The organism is Gimesia aquarii (assembly GCF_007748195.1).
Taxonomy (GTDB): domain Bacteria; phylum Planctomycetota; class Planctomycetia; order Planctomycetales; family Planctomycetaceae; genus Gimesia; species Gimesia aquarii.
In genome coordinates, this window is record NZ_CP037920.1 from 5,467,511 (window position 1) to 5,492,285 (window position 24,775).

Here is a 24,775-nt window from a genome sequence, read left to right on the forward strand (position 1 = left end):
GTAAAATCGAAAGCTCTGCGGTAGTTTGTTGAGTCAGTCTAAAGTTCATATAAATAAGTCGTAGAATGCTCAACAGAATAGTCTTGAATTGAAAAGCCAAGACTGGATAAAAAATCGGGGACATTTCCATCCAAAAGCACACAAACTGTGGTACGAACTGATTCCGTATTGAGCGCTCCCACGACAACAGGCAACCCAGTGACAGGTGGGTCGCAGTCACAATTAGGTAAAGCAACTACAGGATCATTAATTGTGGCAGGCCCTCCAACATTATGTTCTAAAACAACCCGACAACTTCCTGTTGGTAGTCCTCCTGTTATAAGTACATTGTCGACACGTGTCTTCAACGGTCCTGTGTTCAAGGCATTGAGAGAAGCAGATGGTGTTTCAGATGCAATCTTCGCGGCATAGCGACTTGCGTAAGCCGTTTGTTCGATGGCAACATAGATCAGTGAAATCTGAACTACGGCCAACATAATGATCACAAAGGCAGGCATTGTCAGAATCAATTCCAGCACTACCACACCCGAACGTGGCGATGTTCGTTTCTTTATTTGTCGTCTGTTTTTCAACACAGCCTGGCACCACTTTATGTATCTGGTTCAAATATGGGGCGATTTATCTTAATCTATTCGCTACAATACTAGTTTGGCAAGCAATTTGCGTTCCCTACTCAAGAGACGCCTCAGATCTCCAGTGATTCATTCAAGAAAAGAGGCAAGCTGTGTAATTCGTCTCAATTCAAGGTCTCATGAGCCAATATTCAAATCCTGTTGATTTGAAATATGATAACTGACCTTATCAAGTGTCAATCAAGTGTCTCCAATTGTTAACACTTGTGAATTTAGAAGTACGTAAGATGGAAATCACCAGGGAGCCATCATTGTTTCATAATCAGTTCAATCAAGAACATCATAGAGCCAAGAAACGAAGAGGTTCCGTATTACTGGAATTTATCTTAGCGTTTCCTATTATCCTGATTCTCTCTCTGGCGATTATTGAATTTGGATTCTTTTCCCTACTGCAACAAACGATCACTGCATCGGCAATTGAAGGCTCTCGAGAAGCAGCTAAGGTAGGAGCTTCTACAACGTCTGTAGGCAATCTAATCCAACAGTATATGGCGATTAACTCGTTAAATCTGGATGTCGGAGCACAGCCAGCTGCACCGGGACAGGGAGATGTGCTTGTTGTCATTGAAGATGGAAGTGGAATCCTGACACAAACGATTGGAAACTCAGATATCCCCTGTTCTCCCGTTGGTCCTGCTCCTGCCCTGACTGAGATAAAAGTAACCGTTTGCCTTAACCTGACTGATACGAATGGCACGACCCCGATTCCTGATCTTTTATCAACATTTGGCTTTACGCTTTCGGGAAAACAACTTGAAATCAGCGCTATGACCGGATTAGAGTAATAGCAACTCAATTTTCTAATCCGCCGCTCCTTTACTGGTTACAACTTCAGCCAGAATAGCAAGTTTTCCTCTCTCATGAATGAAATTGCCACCGGAATTTTTTTCTGGATGCTTAAGATCCTGGGGGCCTATCTTGGTGTGATGATTGTCTTGACCATCATTCTCTCCAGATGGAAAAAGAAAGCGAAGCAAGAAACCGAAGAGATTTCTCAAAGCGCGAAAAAACGATCCAGCGATAAATTGAAATAAGCCAATTCAATCAGATCGCAATCTGATTGTCCCAAACCAGAGTCATCGTTACTGAGCAAACCGTAGCGGAAATCGTCTGGTCGGTTGCGTGCCAGATTGACCAGGTCGAGACCAACGTCCTGTCGGACTATTCGCAGGTCTGTTGGGCATCACGTTATTCAGAAACTTCTTTAAAGAGCCATCTAACAAGGGAATCGACTTGATATTCACAATGGGGCTTGAAGTTGTCCCTCGCAATTCCACACGAATCCATCCACTGGTGGCATGACCAATAAGCTGTGTAATTGCGGACAATGGAAGTTGCCGGCGTGTTAATTTAGAAAACAGATCAACTTTTAAGCGCCCGTCAAAGTGAGCTTCACCCGCTTGTCCATACAGACTGATGGCATTGCCCTTTAACTCAATATACTTCAGATAAAATGTCTGGTTGGAAACGGTAAAATCACAGAACGCGGAATCAAAGGCGGTCTTGTCGGGTTGGGCCAGTCGAACCACTTTGAAAATTTGAGCGATCGGAGGCAGTTCATAAATCGCAGCCGGACTGATCTGCAATTGCCCCTGTCCTTTGATATCAGATTTGCTTGATCCACGTCCCCAGAGTTGAATCCACCCGTTCATCACGCCTCGTAATTGAGACTCCCCAGGCATATAACGTGCGGCATACTCTTCCAGTAGTCCTCGGTTCAGCTCAAGCTGTATGTTATAGGTTGGCACTTCAGTTAACGCGATGTCTCCCATGCAGGTCAAGACGCCACGAATTGCCTTAGCTGTGATAGGCTGCTTTGCTTTAATTTGCGGCAGACTGACAGACCGGAATTGATCTCTACGGATTTGTTTGGAACCGACGGTCAACTGGTCATCATGGATTTCGAATGGCCCTTTAATCTCAGTGAGATGATAATCGAGAATCACTGCGGAATCCAAATCGACTTCACCTGTTAAATTCAAATGGGTTCCATCCCAGGTTCCCTCTGAATGGACTTTACCATAAACCTTCATGATATCGACGCCAGCCGTAATCGTGTTTTCTGCCAGAAACGTGTCAAAGTCCCAGGCAGTCGTTACGGCTGTCCCCGGTTGCTGTGAACCTCGAAATTCGACCTTCCCTGTTACTGAAACCGGCCTCTGTATATTCAATGTATTCAGAGCAGTCGCTACCGCTTCAGGATGCGCCGCTTGAAAAGCCCGGTCGGTTGTCAGGTCATCAACACTCATCTTTTCTAACAGAATCCGCCAGTCCCCTTGTGGAGTGACTTCAGCAAACGCTTCCTCGACGCGAATTTGAGTTTCGTCATGTTTTCCGGAAACCGAGGTCAATCGTACTTCACTGTTCTGTGTTTTAGGGTTGACGGAATAGTTCCAATTTGCGTTTAAGATCTCCATTGGGTAAGGAAAGGATTTCACCATCAGGCTGCCGGATCGCCATCTTCCTTTGGGAATTGTAATTTTCACCGGTTTTCCACGTTCCCAAATTACGGCTGTTTCGAGATCAATTTTTCCGGTAGGCGAGAGTTCCCCCCAAAGCTCCTGTAATGATGCTGGAAGTGCTAATCGCAAGTTAGAGTCGCAGGTTGCATTTTCAGCGATGATACTTAATGCTAACTTTCCATCCTTATCAAATCGGGCATATGAACCTCGTCCAGAAAGACGCGCACTACCATGTGTTCCTTTCAATTCATCAAACGAAGTTTTTCCGGTTTTACTGGAATAAAAGACTCTGCCTGAAAGATCACTAATTCGATAAGGAAAATCTCGATACTGCAAAGCGCCATGGTCCATCTTGGCGAGGAAGTCAAGATGGATTGGCTGATTCAATAACGGCTCACGTGTCAAGCGAGTAACGGCATCCGCTTTTCCCTGAAGATCAAGTTGATTGAGAACTGTTCTAATTCCCTCTGGACAGGCGGCTCTTACGGCGGCGTCGATAGGGATCTGTTCGACTTCTATGGTGATATCGATTTTAGAAGCAGGTCCAGGATGTTGAATATAACCATTGGCAATAACAGGCCTGTTTCCCGCCAACCCACTAAATTTCAATTCGAGAGTGTCAGCCTCCCTCTGCGTCAGTTTTCCTTTGATATGGTCAACACGATAAGGAAAATGAATCGGCATGATCTCACCATCATTGGCAGAAACAACCAGATTTTGCATTCGCCATTTTCCCACACCTGGATGACTCATATTGACTTTCAGGTCAATATTCCCACTCGGACGAAGCGTGTCAAAAGTTCTCGCAAGCCCTCCCGTCAACCGACTTCTGAGTCGCGCATCAACGAGAAGTTTGCGGGCATGAATTGAAAAGTCGCTTTGCACTGCCGGTGGGTTTTGATCCAGAGATTGACTGGAGAATCGATAGTACCCATCCAAATTAAAACTGGTTTCGCCATTATGCGCCTGAAGATTCTCAATCAGTAACCTTTGATTGTTGACATACACTTTGCCGGCGATATTTCGAAGTGGAAATGGAAGTAATGCATGTTTGAGCTTCCCTTCACGCAAATGCGCCAATAACTGAAATTGCAGGGTTTCATCTTGCTTCTCTTTTGAGAGATTGAATCGAATATCCATCTGCGCGCTCACTCCCGGATCATACATGCCTGTGGACTGATCGGGTGTAAGTTTCATTGAAGGAAAGGCCGACCTCAACTTAGCCGCTAATTCCGGAGAGATTCCCGTTGCCATTCGGACCAGATTCGGTCCGATTTCCAATTGGCTCCATGTCCCTTCCATTGAGCCAATCTTTGAAGCTATATCCCAATAGCCGGCAACTTCCAGTTTCCCCGCTTGAGGAATTGAAGTATGTCCTTCGATTTCAAAGCGAGTCGTTCCCGATGGAATCAGTCGCAAGTCCAGGTTTTGAAATGTCACTACGGTGGGAACACTTTCGGCTCCCTGTTCAAATTTTAAGGAAAGACTTCCACGTTCAATGACCAGCTCTGGAAGAGGATTATCGCTCTTAATAAACTCTGGTAGTCCTTCCCAATTCCAGGTACCATCTGGCATGCGAACTAAAACCAACTGTGGTCTGTTGAGAACGACTTTCTGAATTTCGATTACTTGATGTCGTGCCAGTTTTTCCTGATCTAGTGTGATTATGATTTCCGGTAAATCAATGATCGTATCTTGATGACTGGGGACACGTACGCGACATCCCTCAATCCGAACTCGCCTCCGAAAATCAAATTGGGCACGATCTATATCGATCATCAGATCGGGAATTTGTTCCAGCACTTTCTTCAGAATGCCGGTTCGCACAATTTCATCACTGCGCATCCACATATAGTATCCATAACTCCCGCCGGAAATGACCAGCGAAATCAGGATCAGCAGACACCATTGAAATGTTTTGCGAACAACCATATCAACAACAAATCATAAAACCCGGTCAGTTAACCGGACTGACTTCTTTCTGTTTGACTGAAGAAAAATTGATAAATACCAACCGCTGACAAGATATATAAACTGTACTCTGCAGGTAGACGGTAGCGCAACGAACTGACAAAAATCAGATGTATCAAAGAAAAGTAAACAATCGGCCCTAATGTGATCAGCAACAATAAATACTGATCGCGTGAAACCCATGCCCCATAAATGGCAAAGCAGACAACCGGTATAAAAATGATCGAAACGGCAGCCATCATCCACCACGACTGAAATTGCGATGCATTCGGCCAAGGCTTCCAGTAGCGTAACAGTTTGGCTCCCATCAATTGGAAGACATGACCGGGGTGCTGCCTGGCGTAGTCGATCGCCCGTTGTGTATAGTGCTGATTCATCTCGTATTCACTCATCGTATTCAACACATTCTCTTGATCAAAAAAAGTCATATCGCTATCACCGGTTGCCTGTGCATTCAACCCATCATACAAACTCGGACCTAACCACAGTGTCGTTGGCACAAAGTAACCTGTGACTCGATAATTGCGATATGTCCAGGGAGCCAGCATGACTGCAAATCCCAGTATCATAAATAGACATCGCTTGATGGCCTCTGTTCGATTCCTTTTTGCGTTCCAGATCAAAGCAACGACAACCAGGGGAAGAACCAACAACCAGCTAGGTCTAACATAACAGGCTATCGCCAGTGAAATGCCTGCCAGCAGTGACAGCATAATCCCACGAACTCTCTGCTCTTCTCCAAATTCGATTTTTGATAACTTGGCAAAGATCCATAATGAAATCAGCATTGCTAATGCAAACAGGGTCTCGCTTAAAAACAACACACTAAACCCAGCCATCACTGGTGAGACAGCAACCAATGCCGCCGCAATCACACCAATGACTTCATTGACTAATTCTTTTCCCAGTAAATAAACAACAAAACATGCTATGACGCCAGTCAGTAAGAGAACCAGTCGAACACGAAAATGCTCTTCTCCCACGACCGACATGACTCCCGCCAGGAATACAGGAAATCCAGGCATCCTTAGTACACGTCTTGGTGGTGTATAAATTGTATAGTCGTCGCCATGAAGGATCGTTTGAGCGAGTTTCCAATACCCGTCTGCATCACCTTCAATCACATAGGTACGTTCAAGTTGCCGATCAAGCTGGCGCTGTACATAAACCGCAATTCCACATCGAATTAATGCGGAGATCAATAAAATGAATAATAATAAGTATTTAAGCCGTTTCTTTTGCGGCATTATTTCCCCAGCCACTTTTGAAATGTGGGAATAGTACGACGTCTCGTCTATCAGGGTCAATTCCAATATAACTGCGCACAAATTCAAGGTGCGAATCATCTCAAATTGACAACCGCTTATTCAAAGATTCTGGAACATCGAACTGAACAAATTACGTAATGCATGGAACAAGCATAAAGGGTTTCCCCTCATCCAAATGTCCCATATTGACAGAAAAAAGGGATTCTCATAAGGTGCTCACATCTCCTCTCTCAGATCATTATCCCTTCACAAATTAATTCATTTCACGAAGCCCTATTTTAACGGCTAAGGGAAACTATGCGCTACTTTAAATTCTCAATCCTGACAGGAATCGGTCTGTTTGCGCTGGCCATGTTTTTTCTGTCTCAATCGATTCAAGGTTTTCTCGAAGGGAAATCGGACACTACTGAAACTACGCTGGATGTCGCCCTTTCTGAACCGTCGGACTTTCCCGACCTTAGTCTGGATTTCCCTGCGGGTACGAATCAAAGCCAAATTGATACAACTGACTCTGAAGAAATAGACCTTCCTTCACAGTCATCGCTAACACGTCCCGCGACTGCAGCTCACTCGAACAATGATCAAACGCTTGACCAATCACGACCAGAGAATTCCCCTCCTCAAATCAATCTTGTTACAGCCTCAAATCAATTAGATACTGCTCCACCTGCTTTAAATATTCTATTGCTCTCACAAACAACCAGGGAACAACGAACGTCCTTGATTGAAGAATTACTCCGTGTTGACGCGGAACTGGTTCGACAAATCGCTTTCAAACCTGCCGTTCAACCAACCATATCTGCAACAGATGTCAAAACAGTCCAGCAAATTTCGATGACCACTCCTGTGCAACAACAGACTGTTTCAGCCGGCTATACGGTGACTCAACAGCCGAGACCAGATTTTCCCACTCAAGCCCCCTTGGTTCGACAAAAAAGTCCCATTCATCTTATAGCCTCATATCGGGGAGTCACGATCAAAACCGTCGGTATCCCAATTCAAAGTGGCACTCTGCACCAGACGATCCAGGTCACTCCTGTATTCGGCGATTCAATTTTTCAAGCCTCCATACTCGGAAAAAACAGGGCGGAATTGAAAATCCACTCTGAACTTTCTCTACCAAAAGAAATACGAATGTCTCCGGAAATGAAGTTATCCCAATTGGGAGAATTTCAACCAGCTGAAATCATTAAAATCTCTGGAGCCGGTCTGGTCATTGGATTGAACGGAACAGGAGATCATAGCTATTCAGCAGAAGCCATTAAGGCATTGAATTCTTCAGTAAAGGCTATGAATATTGATCTCAAAAAGATCAAAAATCCAATTCGTGCCGGCAATCTTGCCAATGTGTCCATCATCGCTTATGTCCCTAATACAGGAGTTAAGAAAGGACAGTATCTTGAATGTTACATCACTGCTGTTAACAAAAATGTAGACCTCAGTGGTGGTTATCTCCTGCCAACTGCATTACTCGCTGTTGACTCTCGAAAAACACATGCCGACGCCATGGCAATGGGACCTGTGCTCACAAATCAAAGCCGTATGAAATCACAGGGTATCATCCCCAAAGGTTCACAGTTCTTAACAGATCTCAATCCAAAATTAATTTCTGACAATGGGATACCTCATCTCAATTTTTTTCTGAGCACCTCTAATAGTCAGCCTCAAATCAGTCAATTGATCACTCAAAGAATCAATCAATTTTTACAATCACAATCATCAATCCATTCCAAAGCGATCCTGCGTTCATCCAGCATGATCTCGATATCCGTTCCCAATTCTAATCAACAACTGGCTCATCAATTAGTAACACAACTACAGTCACTGCCAATTCCCATACAACCAGTGTCTCCTGCAAATCAGTCCCCCGAAGTGGTCATCGATTTTGCAAAATCTAAAATTCAAACCAGAGGAAATGTACTTCTCGATCCAGCGAAACTGGAATACAGCGACTTCGTTTTGGAAATTACTCCCTTGCCCTCTTCGACAACGTGTCGCCTGAATGATCTGTTGGCTTTAATGCATCATTTGCAAATCCCCAAGCCCAAACAAATGACTTTTGTACGAGAACTTCAACAACAGGGAAAAATTAAAGCCACTTATCGCGCGCGATAATCTATCACTTGTTTCCGTGTCTTGCATCTGACAAAATGAATTTGTGACTCACAATTCTCATCTCATCCCATGTCGGAATGAGTCTAAATTTTAGACAAATATGACTGACTGTCATTTCTCTTTATCAATCAGATGCGCCCATGATCTCTGAACTTTCAGAATTACAGATCCTGTCGATCATCTACCGCATCTTACCCATTGGACTGTTAGCACTGTTCTGGGTTTGGGAAAGTTGGGCTGCCTTTAAACCAGTCAAAACAAAAACAAGATATCAACACGCGTTTCATAATATCGTTTTAGCAATTTTAAACCCCCTGCTGCTGGGGTTACTGTTTGGTACTTCCATCGAAGCCGTTTCCCAATGGTCTCTGGACCACCATTGGGGGCTGCTTAATAAATCTTCCCTTGGAATCATCTGGAAGACGATCATAGCGGTGCTCCTTTTGGATGCCTGGACATTCTGTTGGCATTGGATGAACCACCGCATCCCCTTCTTCTGGCGATTCCATCGCATGCATCACAGTGACCCTTATATGGATGTTTCAACGGCAACCCGCTTTCACTGGGGAGAGTTATTTTTTTCGACTCTGTTTCGTCTTTTACTCATTCCACTTCTAGGCTTACAAGCCTGGCAATTCATTTTCTATGGCTTGCTGGTGTTCTTATCCACTCAATTTCATCACGCCAACATTTCGATTGGCAAAGTGGATCGTATTTTGAGGTGGATTTTCGTGACTCCTGATATGCATAAAATACATCACTCCCAATTGCCCGAAGAAACCAACTCCAATTATTCAACCGTCTTTTCAATCTGGGATCGCCTCGCTGGTACATTTCGCATGCGTCATGATCTTGAAAACATTCGCTTCGGCTTGAGTGACTATGAACAGTGGCACTGGCAAACTCTATTCGGAATGTGGAAAACTCCATTCTTGAGCAAGAAACCAAAAACACAAGACCAAGATCATAAAAAATAAATCGCCATGGTTAGCGATGTTCATCTTACTTCGCTAATCAATCCAGAAAACAAACAAACTTGACCGTATCGTGCCAATTAAAACACGAATTTTATCGCTGAAAACAAAGTATTTTTCAGATCTTGACTCAGCCGTTTCCTTTCCTAAACTAATTCACTTGCGTCGCGCGCGCGTGGGAAATTTTTTCTGATAGGAAACACTTCAGCAGGTGCCAAAGAAAACAGTATAAAACCCACTATGTTTGCGGCATTTTTGTGTCTCTTCAGCCATAGTAGTTCCATATGAGTACTATTCATCACGCACCTCAAATCATCAAAATACTGCGAATTGATGCCTCGATTGTCACAAACTGAGACATTAACGCGCATAAACATCTTCACGATGATCACTATTGCTTTCTCCCCAACAACAAATCAAAGTGGCAAAACAATCACCACTTGTGTTTAACCTGCCTGAGCGGAATGGCGCCAGCCGCCGGTCCAATAGATCTAAGTAACAATACACTCATAGCAGAACCAATTTGTGCTCCCAGATTGTATTAGGTATGATCGCATCAACCTAAGATAAACATTAAGAAGCAATGTGTCTTTTCATATACAAACGATGTTCCTGCCGTATCGTGCCAATTTCTATCGATCATTTTGAGCGTCTGTGTTGAATGGTTGTGTTTCTGTTACCTTGTCTCGAAAAATCGAATACCTATAATTCTATATCAAACATTAATTAAACGAGAGAAGTCGATGATCTCTATCAATCCTCTATGTTCCCCATTTGTGATAAGCTAAGATTCTCCCATAAAATCTAAAATCAGACTTTCAAAATACTCACCCCCAAGTAACGTTAAAAACATCTATTTGTACTATCAGCTTTGAAAATGATCCAACACCTAAAGGAGTCCAGCAAATGGATATTTGCCGTATTGGGGCGCTCATTCTGCTAGCTGCCTGTGGAGTTACTAATATCACAGGCACTTTAGAAGCTGCAGAGAAGTCGATCGTCATTGATCGTGAATCACACGAGATAAAAGGCAAACTCACATATCAAAAAACGTTTTCCGCCAGGAACAATCCGACCGAGTTCACATTCCTCTTGGAGCAAGATCTAAAGAAACAAAGCTCGGGTGGGTATTGGAGCGTCAATCTCAACGGTAAAACGCTTGGACGACTTGAAGCACACACTCCCCAGGTCGGTTCAAACAAAAAAAACGATGGATTTCACCGAATCGGTTTCGCTGTCCCTCCCAATGTTCTCAAAGAGGGTGAGAACACACTGGCAGTGACTGGTCGAGGACAGCCAGCAGTGTTACGCAATTTCGAATTGCAACCCTACCCTTTAAAACAGGCACTTAAGCTGCAAACGATTTCCGTAAAAGTAAACACGGAAGAGGGACAGCCTGTCCCCGCGCGCATTACCATTGTGAATCATCTGGGACAACTCGCAAAACTCTATAACGTACGCAGGCCAACAAACGCTGTGCGGCCCGGTATTCTCTACACACTGGGAACCGGTGAGTCATTTGATTTGCCGCCGGGAAAGTACACGCTCTATGCAACGCGCGGGATGGAATGGGGAGTGGCCAAGCAGCCAATTGTAGTCGAAAGCCTAAAGCCTGAGAGTCACACATTAGTGATTTCACGCGAAGTCGACACAACAGGTTTTGTTGCCTGTGATAGCCATATTCATACTTTACCTGGTAGTGGCCACGGAAATGCCACCTACGCCGAACGCATGATTACAATTGCCGGCGAAGGAATTGAAGTCGCTATTGCCACCGATCACAATCACATATCCGATTATACGCCATATCAAAAACAATCGGGCACTAACGCTCATTTCCACGCAATCTCCGGCGATGAAGTCACAACTCATAATGGTCATTTTACCGCGTTTCCACTCGATCCCTCTAAAGCAGTTCCCGGAGGTGTAAAAGGCCGCAATCCACTCTTTCTGAAAAAAGAAGACTGGTCTGAGCTGATCGCCGATATGCGAAACAAAGGGGCCGAAGTCGTGATTCTAAATCATCCCTATTGGCCCACGATACCGAAAGGCCCCTTCGGTCGATTTCGCTTTAGCCGTAGCACAGGTAGTCGGATTGATGGACCTGCATTTAACTTCGACGGTTTTGAAGTCGCACAGCCTGCAAATGAAACCCCTGATTTTTTCTACGCCCTCGAAGATTGGATGACATTACTGAATCGGGGATTGAGGCTCACGGCTGTAGGCGCCACTGATTCTCACACAGTCAATGACCCGGTCGGACAAGCGCGAACGTATCTCAAGAGTCACACTGATGACGTTTCTCAAATCGATCGCAAAGAGATTTATCGCGCATTCACAGAAGGGCGCGCGTCAGTGGCAGCGGGCATTTTTGCAAATTTGACTCTAGCCAAACAGTACAACATGGGAGATCTTGTTCCAGCCACAACAGTGACTGAGCATCGTGATAACCAAAAATTCACTGCCAGTTTACGAGTCGCCGCACCTTCTTGGGTCCGTCCTCGTGAAGCCATGATCTACGTGAATGGGAAACAAGTCGCACACAAAAATATTGATTCGAAAATGAATCAGCCCACCAATCAAACGCTCACATTCTTACTTGATTTACCTGCTCATGACGCACACATCATAGCATTTGTCCTGGGAGACGGCATCACATTGCCCGGTTGGACAACCTACGGCAAAGCGACACAGGCAATCACAAACCCAATTTACCTGGACGTCAATGGAGACAAAAAATATAGCGCACCTCGCGATACTGCCAAGAGACTGATCACAAAATTTACAAGCCAGGATACAAAACTCACACCGGCTCAGCAAAAAACATTGCTTGACTCAGAAACGGTCAAGGCAGATTCAGCCGTACTCCTGCACGTCAAGGATCTACTCAAGCAGACTTCTGATTAGAATCAATTCAGAAATCAATCTATTGTAGACTTTACTCGGAATAGAAATAATTTGTGCCAGAGGATTGTATCAGCTACCATCTAGTAGAAAGGAGAGAAACTTCCTTCACGAATGAAGGCACTCGCAGTAAACAACAATAAAACCAAGCCCCTTGAAATTTTTCCGCATTAGTATCATTGTTGTCGGCTGGGTTAAATGTTATCGAGGAGAAGCGTGATGAGAATTGGAATTCTGTTATGCCTGTTGTTTACTTCGTCCGTTCATGCAGCGACGAAACCGAACATTGTCTTCATCCTTGCGGATGATTTAGGCTACGGCGATGTCGCATGTTACAACTCAGAATCAAAAGTTCCGACGCCCTACCTCGATCAACTCGCCGTCGATGGCATGCGTTTCACTGACGCTCACAGTCCCTCGACTGTCTGTACGCCGACCCGTTATAGCATCATGACGGGACAAATGGCGTTCCGCCTGAATTACCCCGGTGTCTTTACCGGCGTGGGCGGACCTTGCTTGATTGCCAAGGATCGCTTGACGCTTCCCGGCATGTTGCGTGATAAAGGATACGAGACTGCGATGTTTGGGAAATGGCACATTGGCATGACGTTTTTGGACAAGAATGGGAAAATGATCCATGCCAGGCAACCTGCTCAAAATACTGATCACACAATTAAAATCAATCCTGGTGTGGAAGCCGTCAGGCGAATTGATTATTCACGGGCCGTACTTGATGCGCCAATTCACCGAGGTTTTGATCACTTTTTTGGGACGGTCTGCTGCCCGACGACAGACTGGTTGTATGCCTTCATGGACGGTGACCGCATTCCGGTACCACCTACCAGATTGCTCGATAAATCCAGTCTACCTAAGCACGCATGGTCATTTGACTGTCGTCAGGGATTGATTGCCCCTGATTTTGACCATGAAGAAGTGGACATGGTCTTTCTGAAAAAGAGTCTGGAATTTCTAGACAAGCACAGCAAAGAATATCCGGAGAAACCCTTTTTTCTTTTTCACTCACTGCAAGCGGTACATCTTCCCTCATTCCCCGGAAAAGACTTTCATGGCAAGACTCAAGCAGGACCTCATGGGGACTTTATCTTTGAATTCGATGATATTGTGGGACAGTTGCTTCAAAAGCTCGAATCACTTGGACTGACTGAGAACACACTCGTCATCGTAACTAGTGATAATGGCCCCGAAGTAGGCACCGTGATCAATATGCGCGAAAAACATCAACACAACGGAGCGCGACCGTGGCGGGGCATGAAACGTGATAATTGGGAGGGGGGACATCGCGTTCCCATGATTGTTCGTTGGCCAGGAAAAGTAGAGGCAGGTTCAATCAGCGATCAAACCGTGTGTCTGACCGATATGATGGCCACTTGCGCTGCGATTGTTGACACCAGGTTACCGAATGACGCTGCCGAAGACAGCTTCAATATTCTGCCAATTCTGTTAGGCAAGACTAAAGAGGATGTCCGTGATTTCACATTACACCAGACCATGAGTCTGAAGTTAGCGATTCGAAATGGTGACTGGAAGTATCTCGATCACAAAGGGTCCGGGGGAAATAACTACGGTAGAGGAAAGTTGAAACGATTCAATTTGCCCGACAAAACTCCTGACGCGCCGGGACAACTCTACAATATGAAGAGTGATCCAGGCGAGACGACAAATTTGTACTTCAAGCATCCCGAAGTCGTCAAGAAATTAAAGAATCAACTTGAGCAGTTCAAAAAAAGTGGTCGCAGTGCTCCAGTTCGTTGATGTCTGAACATAAAAATTTGTCAATCGACGTTCGCCAATGATTCGCTTTTGGCGATAATCACTTCCATCAGTTCATTCCAGGACTTCACGAATGACTCGGCACCATCTTCCTGAAGCTTAGCTGCCAGGGCCTGAACGTCGATGCCCGCTTTTTCAAATTCATTGAGCACGTCTTCACAGTCACCGCCGTCTGCAGGCAGAGCGGGTCCAACCTCACCATGATCGGCAAACGCGTTCAATGTGTTCTCAGGCATTGTATTCACGGTAAAAGGCGATGCGAGTGACGTGATATAGAGAATATCAGACGCGTTAGGGTCTTTCATTCCTGTACTTGCCCAGAGTAATCGTTGTGGGCGGGCACCGGAATTCAATGCGCGCTGCCATCGCGGGGAATTCAGCAAGTCTTGATACGCCTTGTAGGCCCGTTTACCGACGGTAACTCCTAACCGATTATGCAGCGAATCAGGAACCTGATCGACAACAGCACGATCCCAGCGGCTGATAAACAAGGAAGCAACAGAACCGACGGCAGGATTCAATCCTGCTTCAATCCGTCGTTCAACGCCTCTCAAAAAGGCTTCAGCGGCTTCCACAAAGTGCTCGCTTGAAAACAGGAGTGTTACATTGACGGGAATTCCCGCGAACGTGGCTTCTTCAATTGCCGGAAGTCCTTCTTTCGTGCCAGGAATTTTGATCAACACATTGGGACGTCCTGCGCGAGCATGTAAATCTTTCGCAGCCGCTAAAGTGCTTTCCGTGTCATAAGCAAGTAGAGGGGAAACTTCCAACGAGACCCACCCATCAACTCCGTCTGTTTTATCCCAGACCGGTCGAAACAAATCCGCCGCCTGCGTGATATCTTCAAGGGCAACCTCAAAAAAGAGCTGCTCACCCCTCTCACCGTTTTTGAACTTTGTCTGGATTGCGCTGTCGTAAGACTGGCTGTTTTTGATTGCCTGATGAAAGATCGTAGGGTTTGAGGTCAAACCGGTTGTCGAAAGTTCGTCGATATACCGTTGGAGTGTCCCATTATTGAGCAGGTCGCGTGTAATATTGTCAAGCCACAGACTTTGCCCGAGATTGTTGAGTTCTTGTGTTGCTTTCATGGTATTACCTCCGAATGGGTCGGTGAATTCTATGTAAATTTCAGAACGGATTATCGAGAACGCATTGTCGTTAAATCTGGTTACCAATGGAAGGGATGTTTCGAATTGTGTGGATCTTTGATTGAAAGTTGTATCGTGATACGACCACAACTAAAGCTCCTTATTAAATAAATTTAATAGAGTCAGGAAACAAGCAATCCCGACTCTGAATAATCACGCTTTCAGGTTGAGGCTTGCCTCTCCAATTCAGAAAATTCAAAAGACTCATCAAACTCGAAGATTTTCAACAGATGCTGAAACCAGATTTGCTCAGCCCTTTTTTCTGACCATTCAGGGGGTGTTCTATGATCACGATCGAATGTCATCCCTTTTGTGATTCATGTTTGACTCTAAAGTTCAAGCAATTTACGATAACAGGGTACAATTGTTAATTAAACACATTCTGCTTCATTGAATGTATTGAGGCGAACGACTGCATTTTAGAAACAATCTGTCAAAGAGGATCATCCACACTCTGATAAAAGAACCTGAATCCAACAAATACGAACATGCCACGTGTAGCCTGCACGTGCCAATGACTGATCAACATCGAATGAGGTTACAATGAAAATCTTCCAGCAACTTGTTCTTATCATTATCTTACTTGGTCTGATTACCTGTGCTCATGCAGAGGAACCAAAACTACCAGCTCAGATCCTAACATCAGTAGAAAAGCAAATCAAAAAACTGGTCGATGACAAGGGCATCCCAGGCTTGTCTATCGCGATTGCAGTGGATAATCAGTTACTTTTCTCAGGTGGTTTCGGACAGGCTGACGTCGAAAACTCGGTCCCTGCCACCACAGAGACACGTTACCGCACCGCGTCCATTGCCAAATCGATAACCGCTGTTGCTGTCATGTCGTTGGCTGAAGAGGGTTTGATCGATCTCGACGCAGACGTACAAAAATATTGTCCGGAGTTTCCCAAAAAACGTTGGCCCATCACAACACGACAACTATTGGGACATTTAGGAGGAGTACGCCACTATAAGAATGTGAGAGAGCCTGTTTCGACAGATCACTACTTCACATTGCAGTCCGCACTCGCAACATTCAAAGACGACCCGTTACGACATCAGCCAGGGAGTCAATTTCTCTATACCACATTTGGCTATAACCTGCTGGGCAGCATTTGCGAAGGCGCATCAGAAAAAGAGTTCTCTCAAGTCCTCAAGCAGCGTGTCTTCCGCCCAGCGGGAATGCAGCAGACAGTGGTCGACAATCAGTATGCAATTATTCCAAACCGATCACGAGGCTACATCCGCCCGACAGCAATCTCGTTGTTGATGCGAAACACCTCAAAATACCTTAAAGCAGGTAATCTATATAATGCACCACTTCATGACACCAGCATGAAGATCCCCGGCGGTGGGCTCTTATCAACTTCATCTGATTTAGTAAGATTCGCAATTGCGCTGAATACAGGAAAGCTTGTCAAACCGAAAACGTTGCAGCAGATGTGGACAAGCCAGAAAACAACTGCTGCGAATCATACTGGATATGGACTGGGATGGAAGGTGACCTCACGTTCCGGTCAAAAACATGTTTGGCACACAGGTGGGCAGGCAGGAACATCGACAGTCCTGTTTCTTATCCCAGCGACAGGCACCTCAGTTGCTATCATGTGTAATCTACAAAAAGTTCCGTTACTGTCGCTCGCTAGAAACATAGCCAATACCGTCTCATCAAAGGCTACAGATGAAAAAAAAAGTTCCGACTACATGAGCGCAATTGATCGCTTGAAGGCTGCGATACGACACGAAGTCGAACAGAAGCAAATTCCTGCATTTTCCATTTCGCTCGTTGACGACGATAAACTGGTCTGGGCAGAGGGATTTGGCTTTCAAGATAAGGACCGTAAAGTCCCTGCCACAGCGGAAACGGTCTACCGGGTCGGTTCTGTTTCGAAACTCTTCACCGATGTGACAGTCATGCAACTCGTTGAAGATGGGACTCTCGACCTGGACACCAACGTCCAGACCTATCTTCCCGATTTTAAACCGATCAATCCGGATGGGATCAACATTTCACTTCGCCAACTCATGACACATCGTTCCGGCCTGGTTCGTGAATCACCGGTCGGGAACTACTTCGATCCTACAGAACCAACGCTGGCAGACACCGTTGCCAGTCTCAACAGCACACCACTTGTCTACAAACCAGACACAAAAACGAAGTATTCGAATGCAGCGATTGCCGTGGTTGGTGCCGTGTTAGAAAAACAACTTGATCTCTCTCACGCCGAACAGGTTCGCCAAAAAATACTCGATCCTCTACAGATGAATCATAGTGGATTCACAGTAACTCCCACCGTCAAAAAACATCTCGCCACAGGCTGGATGCGAACCAATGATGGCCGACGCTTCGTAGCACCGAACTTTCTCCTCGGTACGGGACCGGCAGGCAACCTGTACTCAAATGTTGTGGATCTAGGAAAATTTCTGACCTGTATGTTCAACGAAGGGCAAATTGACCATGGTCAAATTCTAAAACAAGATACGTATCAATCGATGATCTCACCGCAGAAAGACCCCGATGGCAAACCGCTAAGTTATGGTATTGGGTTTCGTATCCAGGACCTGGATGGATACGCTAAAGTCGGTCACGGTGGTGCGGTCTACGGCTTTTCCACACAATTGGAAGCATTACCCAAGCGGAAGATAGGTGTTGCCGCCGTCTCTTCACTGGATGGGACAAACGGGGTTGTCAGTCGGCTGACTAATTATGCGCTGCGATTGATGATCGCCACTCAAGATGGTAAACCACTTCCGGTTTACCGCATGACTGGCCCCATTCCTGCAGAACGTGCAGAAGAGCTGGTTGGCCTCTACCGAAATGAAAAAGAAAACAAGTTTACTCGCATCACAGAGCTAAACGGCGATGTTTTTATGCACCGCGGCTCCTATCGCTACGAACTCCGTTCTGCCGCCGATGACGGTACGATTGTAACAGATGATTCGTTCGGCTTTGGCACCAAAGTGCAATTGGAAAACAAGGATGTCCTCAAGGTTGGTAAAGCAAAATACGATCGAGTACCAGACTCACCACCACCACAAATTCCCACAGACTGGAAAGGATTGATTGGTGAATATGGCTGGGATCACAATACTTTGTATATCTTTGAAGACGAAGGCCAGTTGTACGCGTTGATCGAATGGTTCTATTATTACCCCTTGAAGCAGGTCGACCTCAACACATTCACGTTTCCCGACTACGGCCTGTACCATGGTGAAGGTCTGAAATTTACTCGTGGTGAAGATGACATTGCGACTGAGGTCGTTGCTGCCGAGGTGAAATTTCTGCGTCGTGAAGTCGGTACCAAAGATGGTGAAACCTTTCGTATTATACCCGTCAAACCGATCGATGATCTCCGCGCAGCGGCACTCGCCGCATCTCCACCACCCGAACCCGGAAATTATCGACAGCCTGATCTGGTCGATCTGACAACTCTTGACCCCACCATCAAGCTCGATATTCGCTATGCCACAAAAAACAACTTCACCGGTGCCGTCTTCTACAAACAACCACGGTCCTTCATGCAGCGTCCTGCCGCCGAAGCAGTCGTCCGGGCAAACGCACGGCTCAAAAAACGAGGTCTCGGCCTGTTGATCCATGACGCCTATCGCCCCTGGCACGTCACAAAAATGTTCTGGGACGCGACGCCATCTGAACTTAAAGACTTTGTCGCCAATCCCGCTCATGGTTCTCGTCACAACCGTGGCTGTGCAGTAGACCTGACGCTTTATGATCTCAAGACAGGCAAACCAATCCAGATGGTTGCCGGCTATGATGAATTTTCACCACGTTCTTTTCCACTGTATCCCGGAGGAACGTCTCGCCAGCGCTGGTACCGACAATTACTGCGTCAGACCATGGAAGCAGAAGATTTCACAGTCTACGAATTTGAATGGTGGCACTTCGATTTCAAGGATTGGAAAAAATATCGCATCGGAAATCAGACCTTTGAAGAAATTGATTGATGTCAACTGGAAACTGATTCTGGTTGATGATCTATCACGAAATACACTAAAGACACGAAATTAAAATTCAATGCTTCGAGATTTCGTGCTTTTCGTGTCTTTAGTGGTAGTAAAAGTGACCCTGGAATTTTTTAAACATGGAGTAATTAGTGTTGCAACCAATCATCGGCTACCACACTGATGGCGAGGGACACTGGGTAGCGCAATTAGATTGTGGGCACAATCAGCACGTCCGTCATGATCCCCCCATGATTGTTCGTGAATGGGTTACATCAGAATCCGGTCGTACTTCCATGTTGGGACATCAACTTGAGTGTAAAAAGTGCGATGAACGTGCACCAAAGGACGAACGGCCATAACTCGCGAAACGTGAAACAGAGGCTACATTCTATTGATCTGTGTCAGATGGAGAAATTCTTTCTTGCAAAGGGATCGTGTCGTAGGGAATCTGTTCTCCATACTGCCACTCCTTTGAAGTATCGACTTGCAGGACGAACGGCTCATGAGAAATGACTTTGGCTGCGTAATTAGGATTATCCCATTCGTACCTCGTCTTCCAAACCCGATGAGAGACTCTCCAGTAGGCAGGCGGGTAAGTCTCAGGATAACTGCCTTTGAAAGTCCCCTTTTTATCGGTCTCGACTCCTGCCATCGAGTTCATGGTTTCCGACTGAGTAAATCCGGGAATCTTCGGGAAACCGTAGACGCTCCAACCTATCAGTCGTTCATTTTTGAGGTCGACAACCTGACCTGTAATCGGAACCATTTTCACAAGCTCAATCGTTCCCAAATCGAAAGAATCCTGGTCCGGGATTTCAAATTTCATTCCTAAGCGCCCCCTCTGTTTTCGGGGCAACCAAGATGTTACCGCCCGGTACCCATCCGCATATTGGGTGCATCGCAAATTGATGGGCCCCGGCGGAACAATGCACTGGAATCGTCCCTCAGCGTCGGTCACCAGATTGAACTTTAACCAGTCAAAATCTGCCCCACGGTTACTAACGGTTTGTCCATAGATCAATGTCATTCCGTAGTTCTTAACGTTCTCTTTCGTATCAGACTTTTGAACTCGTCCATAAACTTTGATACCAGGGGCGACTGGTATTTTGAGCTGAGTCTCCTGATTTGCTTTCACCTCGATCCGGCCAGGCACATTGGCACGCAGAGGTTGGTTCTTAGATAAAAACGCCGGAACAAAAACCGAACCTACCGCCAGTTTATCGATGGAGAACTTTCCGTCAGCACCAATCGGAACATCAACAATATTTTTGAATCCTGGTGGCATTCGCGGCACTGATTGTAACGTCAACTGTAAATCCTTTGGTAACGCGAATCCTTCTGCAACAACCAATTGTCCCTTCACTGATCCCATTTCAGGCAGACGCAACGTGAAGTGCGGCGCCTTTTTTGCAGGGCGTACATTCAGGAAGAAATTAAAGTTATATTGCATGCTCCCCATGTTACCGGGTGGAATAAGAACGAGTTCATACAGAGATCCTGGAACAACATGTGGCATATGGGCCTTTCCGTCTACGCCGGTAGTTCCCGTCGACTGCACTTCCCATTTTGGGGGCAACGGATCACCTACCGCTCCTTGACTAAAAACAATTTTTCGCGGGATCACGCGCACGCCCGCAAGCGGATTTCCAGCCGGGTCGAGCACATCCACCCACGTTCCAGCCGTCGCAGCCAACGATATCTCAAGCGGTTTTCTTTCGGATACAGCAGAATTCGTGGCTGACCAACGACTGCCTCTGGCCACGTAACCGTCGGCCTTAGCCCAAACCGAAACGAATCTTTGCTTCTTGATCTCTTCAGCCAAAAGCTTGAAAGAATAATTTCCCTCTGAATCTGCAATCGTCGAATCAATAACTCGCCCCTTACTGATGCGTCCAGTCTGAATGTCTAAGTAGGACACCAGAAGCATCTCGGCACCGCCGATTCCCTGTTGCTGCTTATCTACGATGCGACCGGTAAGTGTATTTTTTTGTTTGATGATTACCGCTGACTTAGCTTTGTCTAACTTACGATTCTTCTGATCGATGTCAACTTTGATCTTCGGTTCGATTTTGGTTTTGAGTTGTGGAACTGCGACCGTGTCAACCGTAGGTACTCTATCGGTAACAAACGATGTGGGAGAATCTGTTCTTGGACTGACGACTTGAGCGCGTACAACTGGTACCAGTGGTATCGTAGCGAGAACGATTCCGATCAGACCAATGAGCGCCGCCGATTTGGCACTCAATTTGATAGAAAATGTTCGATCTGGTTTCATCAGTCGCGTGATGCGTTGTTCAATGTCACCCGCATCGTCGAGTAAGGTTGTGGCCAATGGAATAGGTACCTTTCGGTTAGTAGACCATTCGGCAACTTTCACAATCGCTTCGGCTAGCAGTAGCCCATCGCCCAATCGTTTAACCACGTGATCGTCACAGATGCGTTCGCGCAAACAGCCAATCTGCCGATTGATGTGTCGCAGCAAAGGATTCCACCAAAACCCGATACCAGCCAACTGTTGAAGTATTGCGATTGACGTATCGTGGCGCGTAACGTGTGCCACCTCATGAGCCAGAACGCAGGCAATTTCTTCATCATTCAGTGACTCAGCCAATCCTTCCGGCATAACAATCACTGATCGCCAGAGCCCCAGAGTCAATGGAGCAGGTGCTATTGGCGATTCAAAAACAGTTGTGGTTTTAGTTCCCTCCTTATTAGGATAGACTTGATGCATTGCATTAATGATGCGTACATCGGTTATTGGCTGTAGCGAGCGTCTCAGTTGCCAAATGACAAACAAGCCACGAACGAGCTTCGCTAGAAGCCAAAAAGCAACGGCTGTCCAAACTAACGCAATCACGCCACCAATAGTTCGAATGACTTCGACACTTGAAAGTTTTTGATTTGATTCGGGTGTTCCTGGTGACTCAGTTCCCGCCAAATTCTTCGGCATGGTATCAGCGGCAATCTCAACTGTTTCCTGCTTCGGTTCGACAGTAGAGGAACTTTCAATCCTGCTTTGATCGTCTGTGTCGTGTGTTTTTGTTGTGATCAAATTGGGTGATGAAACCGGAACAGGAACACCATCACCAGCCAGTTCAGCAGGTAGAGACGATTCTAAAGCAGGCGAACCCACACGATCTAATGAGCCAATGGCAATCGGCACAACCCCAAACCCCAGACCAGAAGTAACCCAGCTCGCCAATGGACTGACCAAAATTAATACAAGGGCAATACAAAATAATCCATGCCGCGTCGGTAACGTCCATCGACGTGCCCATAATCCGACCAATACAGCCACGAGGCTTAAAATAATCGAAGCCAGAGCAACATTAAAAATCAGCAAAGCGGCCTGAGCAGAAAATGGGAAGAATGGCATTGAGGAACTCCTACTTCTTCGTCTTGCGGTTTGATGACTTCGAATTGAGTATTTCACGTAAGCGTATAATCTCAGCTGGCTTCAGCTTCTTAGTCCCCAGCAAGCTCATCAGCAAATCACTGGCAGAACCTGCAAAATACGAATCGACAAACTCTTCAGCAATTTCACGAGAAGCCTGTTCTCGACTCTGTGTCGCCACGTAGCGAAAACCATCGTCATGTTTCTTTCGCTGCAACCAACCACGTTTCTCCAGACGATCGACTTGATTCAAGACAGTCGTCCGTGTCACTTCTCGTTGCTCGCAAATTTTCTCCCAGATCTCCGTAACCGTCATCCCAACCTTCGGTCCGTTCCAAATCACTTCGAGAATCTGGTATTGCGCCGCTGTTAATGTCCCCTCGGCATTCGTCATCGTGTGAACTCCCTGAGTATGACCAGTTAAACGACATGTGTCGTCAGTATATATAAACGACAACTGTCGTCAACAGCAATATGAGAGAAAAAAGGAAATCTAAAAACGAAAGGGACGCTAGTCACGGCATGATTAAGGAAAATAGTCCTTTATTGATTTCTGCACACCGAGCTGAGCGGTACGGCGCTAGCCGCCGGTATTATGACTCTTGCTTTTTGACCGGTGGCTAGCGCCATTCCGCTCAAGAAAAAGACAAAAAAGCCTCACTCATTGATTCCGATGAAGCCATCGTCATTCAGTCTTCCTGCAACGCCTTAGTCAGCGGTTTTCCTTCAGCAGTAGGCAGTTTCACTCCCAACAGCTTTGCGATGGTGGGAGCCACATCAAGGCTCTGGACCTTGCCAAGTTTGGTGCCTGGCTTAATACCGTAACCTGAGATAACCAGTGTTCCGAGCATGTCCGGATCATCGGGAAGATAACCGTGTGTCCCCCCTTTGGTCTTACGCGGGGCCACTACTTCATCGCCTGACTGACTGTTCGAGAACGAATAACCCGATTTCGCCGCCAGCCATAAGTCCGGTGCATGGGAATCTTGCTCTGGTGTGGGTTGACCGAGTTTCGTATATTCGTCGGCATTGAGTACAGACTGAACTCCCTCTATAGTTGCAAGTTTTTTCTTCAGACTCTTGATGGTTTCCGCGCGATTTGCATCATCCAGAACATAGACCATGCAGGCCCCCCCTTGTGCCAGACAATAAGCCTGTTTTTTCTCTTTGGACAATAGCCCTTCCTTTTTAAGCATGACATTCGGTCGGATATCTTTCGTAATCGGATAGAAACCATGATCGCTGGCAATCACAAAAGTCGTCTTTTCACCGTAGGGAGAGAGTTTCACCGCTTCCACAAGATCTCGCAGACGATCATCGGCATAGCTGGCCGACCAGTAGGCTTCAGGACTCCTGGGACCATGTTTGTGCTCAACATGATCTACCTCGACGAGGTGAATCAACAACAAATTGGGCGGATGATTTTGGAACAGATGCCGGGCCATGCGGGTATACAGCCAATCCCGTTTCACACCCCCGCCGCTCTCACGCGTCCATGCACCATGCAGATCAACGGGCAAACCAGCTTCCCGCAATTCGTCCAGCCAGACTTTCGTTCCATACTTCGGCCAGGCCTCTTTACCAAACATGTCCGGTACAGTCCAATCGAGCGTGCGGGCGTTGCGGCTCGCGGGCCAAATAATCCCTGCTGTCACCAACCCTGCCCGATGCGCGACATCATATATGGTAGGTACCTTGACAATCTGATCCTTGTCGAACAGGGGATCGGGAATAAACGGCACTGGAGAGGCACTTTTGCGGTCCAGATAGTTATTCCCAATGACTCCATGTTTAGCAGGCGTTGTGCCGGTAACCAGTGTGGTATGATTGGGCCAGGTAACCGTTGGAAACGAGCAAACGATCCCATCAGCGCGTGCCCCATTTTTTGCCAGTTTTTTTAACGTCGGCATATCTGCCAGAGAATCATCCAGATAAAAATTTGCCAGTCCGTCCACACTCACTAAGACCACACAACGATCATCATGAGCTTCCGCAGCCTGTGATACAGTTCCCAAATTGCAGGTCAAAAAGCTCACTAGAATAAAAACGATCATTTTTTCGTGCATTGACGATATCTCCAAAGTTTGTATTAAAATCACTCAGTCATTCGTCCTAAATCATCAGCTAGGCTCATCTCCATTGTGTGGTACCCGCGT

At 46.2% G+C, this 24,775-nt stretch carries 15 protein-coding genes; 8 read left to right on the top strand and 7 right to left on the bottom strand.

What is annotated here, in order from left to right; genetic code table 11:
• Positions 1 to 38: 38 nt before the first annotated feature.
• A complete protein-coding gene (locus V144x_RS20920) occupies positions 39 to 575 on the bottom strand; it encodes a TadE/TadG family type IV pilus assembly protein (protein WP_144987798.1) in 537 nt (178 codons plus the stop codon).
• Positions 576 to 859: 284 nt separating this feature from the next.
• Between V144x_RS20920 and V144x_RS20925 the strand changes: the two genes are divergently transcribed.
• Together V144x_RS20925 and V144x_RS28500 are read left to right on the top strand one after the other, a co-directional pair.
• A complete protein-coding gene (locus V144x_RS20925) occupies positions 860 to 1,417 on the top strand; it encodes a TadE/TadG family type IV pilus assembly protein (protein ID WP_144987800.1) in 558 nt (185 codons plus the stop codon).
• Between the two features lie 75 nt (positions 1,418 to 1,492).
• Positions 1,493 to 1,666, top strand: a complete 174-nt coding sequence (locus tag V144x_RS28500; protein ID WP_197993063.1) for a hypothetical protein — start codon at positions 1,493 to 1,495, stop codon at positions 1,664 to 1,666.
• A gap of 48 nt (positions 1,667 to 1,714) precedes the next feature.
• Here the strand turns inward: V144x_RS28500 and V144x_RS20930 are convergent, their stop codons facing one another.
• Both V144x_RS20930 and V144x_RS20935 read right to left on the bottom strand, forming a co-directional pair.
• Entirely contained in the window at positions 1,715 to 5,026 is a 3,312-nt protein-coding gene (locus tag V144x_RS20930; protein ID WP_144987802.1) for a hypothetical protein, read from the bottom strand.
• 29 nt (positions 5,027 to 5,055) lie between these two features.
• A complete protein-coding gene (locus V144x_RS20935) occupies positions 5,056 to 6,312 on the bottom strand; it encodes an ArnT family glycosyltransferase (RefSeq protein WP_197998558.1) in 1,257 nt (418 codons plus the stop codon).
• Positions 6,313 to 6,630: 318 nt separating this feature from the next.
• Here V144x_RS20935 and V144x_RS20940 point away from each other — a divergent pair, with 318 nt between their 5' ends.
• From V144x_RS20940 to V144x_RS20955, 4 genes are all read left to right on the top strand, one after another.
• Complete coding sequence (locus V144x_RS20940) at positions 6,631 to 8,448, top strand: flagellar basal body P-ring protein FlgI (protein WP_144987806.1); 1,818 nt, start codon at positions 6,631 to 6,633, stop codon at positions 8,446 to 8,448.
• A gap of 140 nt (positions 8,449 to 8,588) precedes the next feature.
• Positions 8,589 to 9,425, top strand: a complete 837-nt coding sequence (locus V144x_RS20945; RefSeq protein ID WP_144987808.1) for a sterol desaturase family protein — start codon at positions 8,589 to 8,591, stop codon at positions 9,423 to 9,425.
• Between the two features lie 903 nt (positions 9,426 to 10,328).
• On the top strand, positions 10,329 to 12,329 hold the full coding sequence (locus V144x_RS20950) for a CehA/McbA family metallohydrolase (protein ID WP_144987810.1): 2,001 nt from the start codon (positions 10,329 to 10,331) through the stop codon (positions 12,327 to 12,329).
• A gap of 216 nt (positions 12,330 to 12,545) precedes the next feature.
• On the top strand, positions 12,546 to 14,099 hold the full coding sequence (locus V144x_RS20955) for a sulfatase family protein (RefSeq protein ID WP_144987812.1): 1,554 nt from the start codon (positions 12,546 to 12,548) through the stop codon (positions 14,097 to 14,099).
• Between the two features lie 20 nt (positions 14,100 to 14,119).
• Here the strand turns inward: V144x_RS20955 and tal are convergent, their stop codons facing one another.
• Positions 14,120 to 15,205, bottom strand: coding sequence for a transaldolase (gene tal / locus V144x_RS20960; RefSeq protein WP_144987814.1), 1,086 nt, complete (start codon positions 15,203 to 15,205; stop codon positions 14,120 to 14,122).
• Positions 15,206 to 15,808: 603 nt separating this feature from the next.
• Between tal and V144x_RS20965 the strand changes: the two genes are divergently transcribed.
• Both V144x_RS20965 and V144x_RS20970 read left to right on the top strand, forming a co-directional pair.
• Complete coding sequence (locus V144x_RS20965; RefSeq protein ID WP_144987816.1) at positions 15,809 to 19,225, top strand: serine hydrolase; 3,417 nt, start codon at positions 15,809 to 15,811, stop codon at positions 19,223 to 19,225.
• 149 nt (positions 19,226 to 19,374) lie between these two features.
• Positions 19,375 to 19,584 (top strand): DUF3565 domain-containing protein, encoded by a 210-nt coding sequence (locus tag V144x_RS20970; protein ID WP_144987818.1) that lies wholly within the window; start codon positions 19,375 to 19,377, stop codon positions 19,582 to 19,584.
• Between the two features lie 29 nt (positions 19,585 to 19,613).
• On the opposite strand, the gene V144x_RS20975 is transcribed toward V144x_RS20970, so the two are convergent.
• From V144x_RS20975 to V144x_RS20985, 3 genes are all read right to left on the bottom strand, one after another.
• Positions 19,614 to 22,601 (bottom strand): M56 family metallopeptidase, encoded by a 2,988-nt coding sequence (locus V144x_RS20975; RefSeq protein WP_144987820.1) that lies wholly within the window; start codon positions 22,599 to 22,601, stop codon positions 19,614 to 19,616.
• A gap of 10 nt (positions 22,602 to 22,611) precedes the next feature.
• On the bottom strand, positions 22,612 to 23,013 hold the full coding sequence (locus tag V144x_RS20980; RefSeq protein ID WP_144987822.1) for a BlaI/MecI/CopY family transcriptional regulator: 402 nt from the start codon (positions 23,011 to 23,013) through the stop codon (positions 22,612 to 22,614).
• 295 nt (positions 23,014 to 23,308) lie between these two features.
• On the bottom strand, positions 23,309 to 24,685 hold the full coding sequence (locus V144x_RS20985; protein WP_144987824.1) for an alkaline phosphatase family protein: 1,377 nt from the start codon (positions 24,683 to 24,685) through the stop codon (positions 23,309 to 23,311).
• Positions 24,686 to 24,775 lie beyond the last annotated feature (90 nt).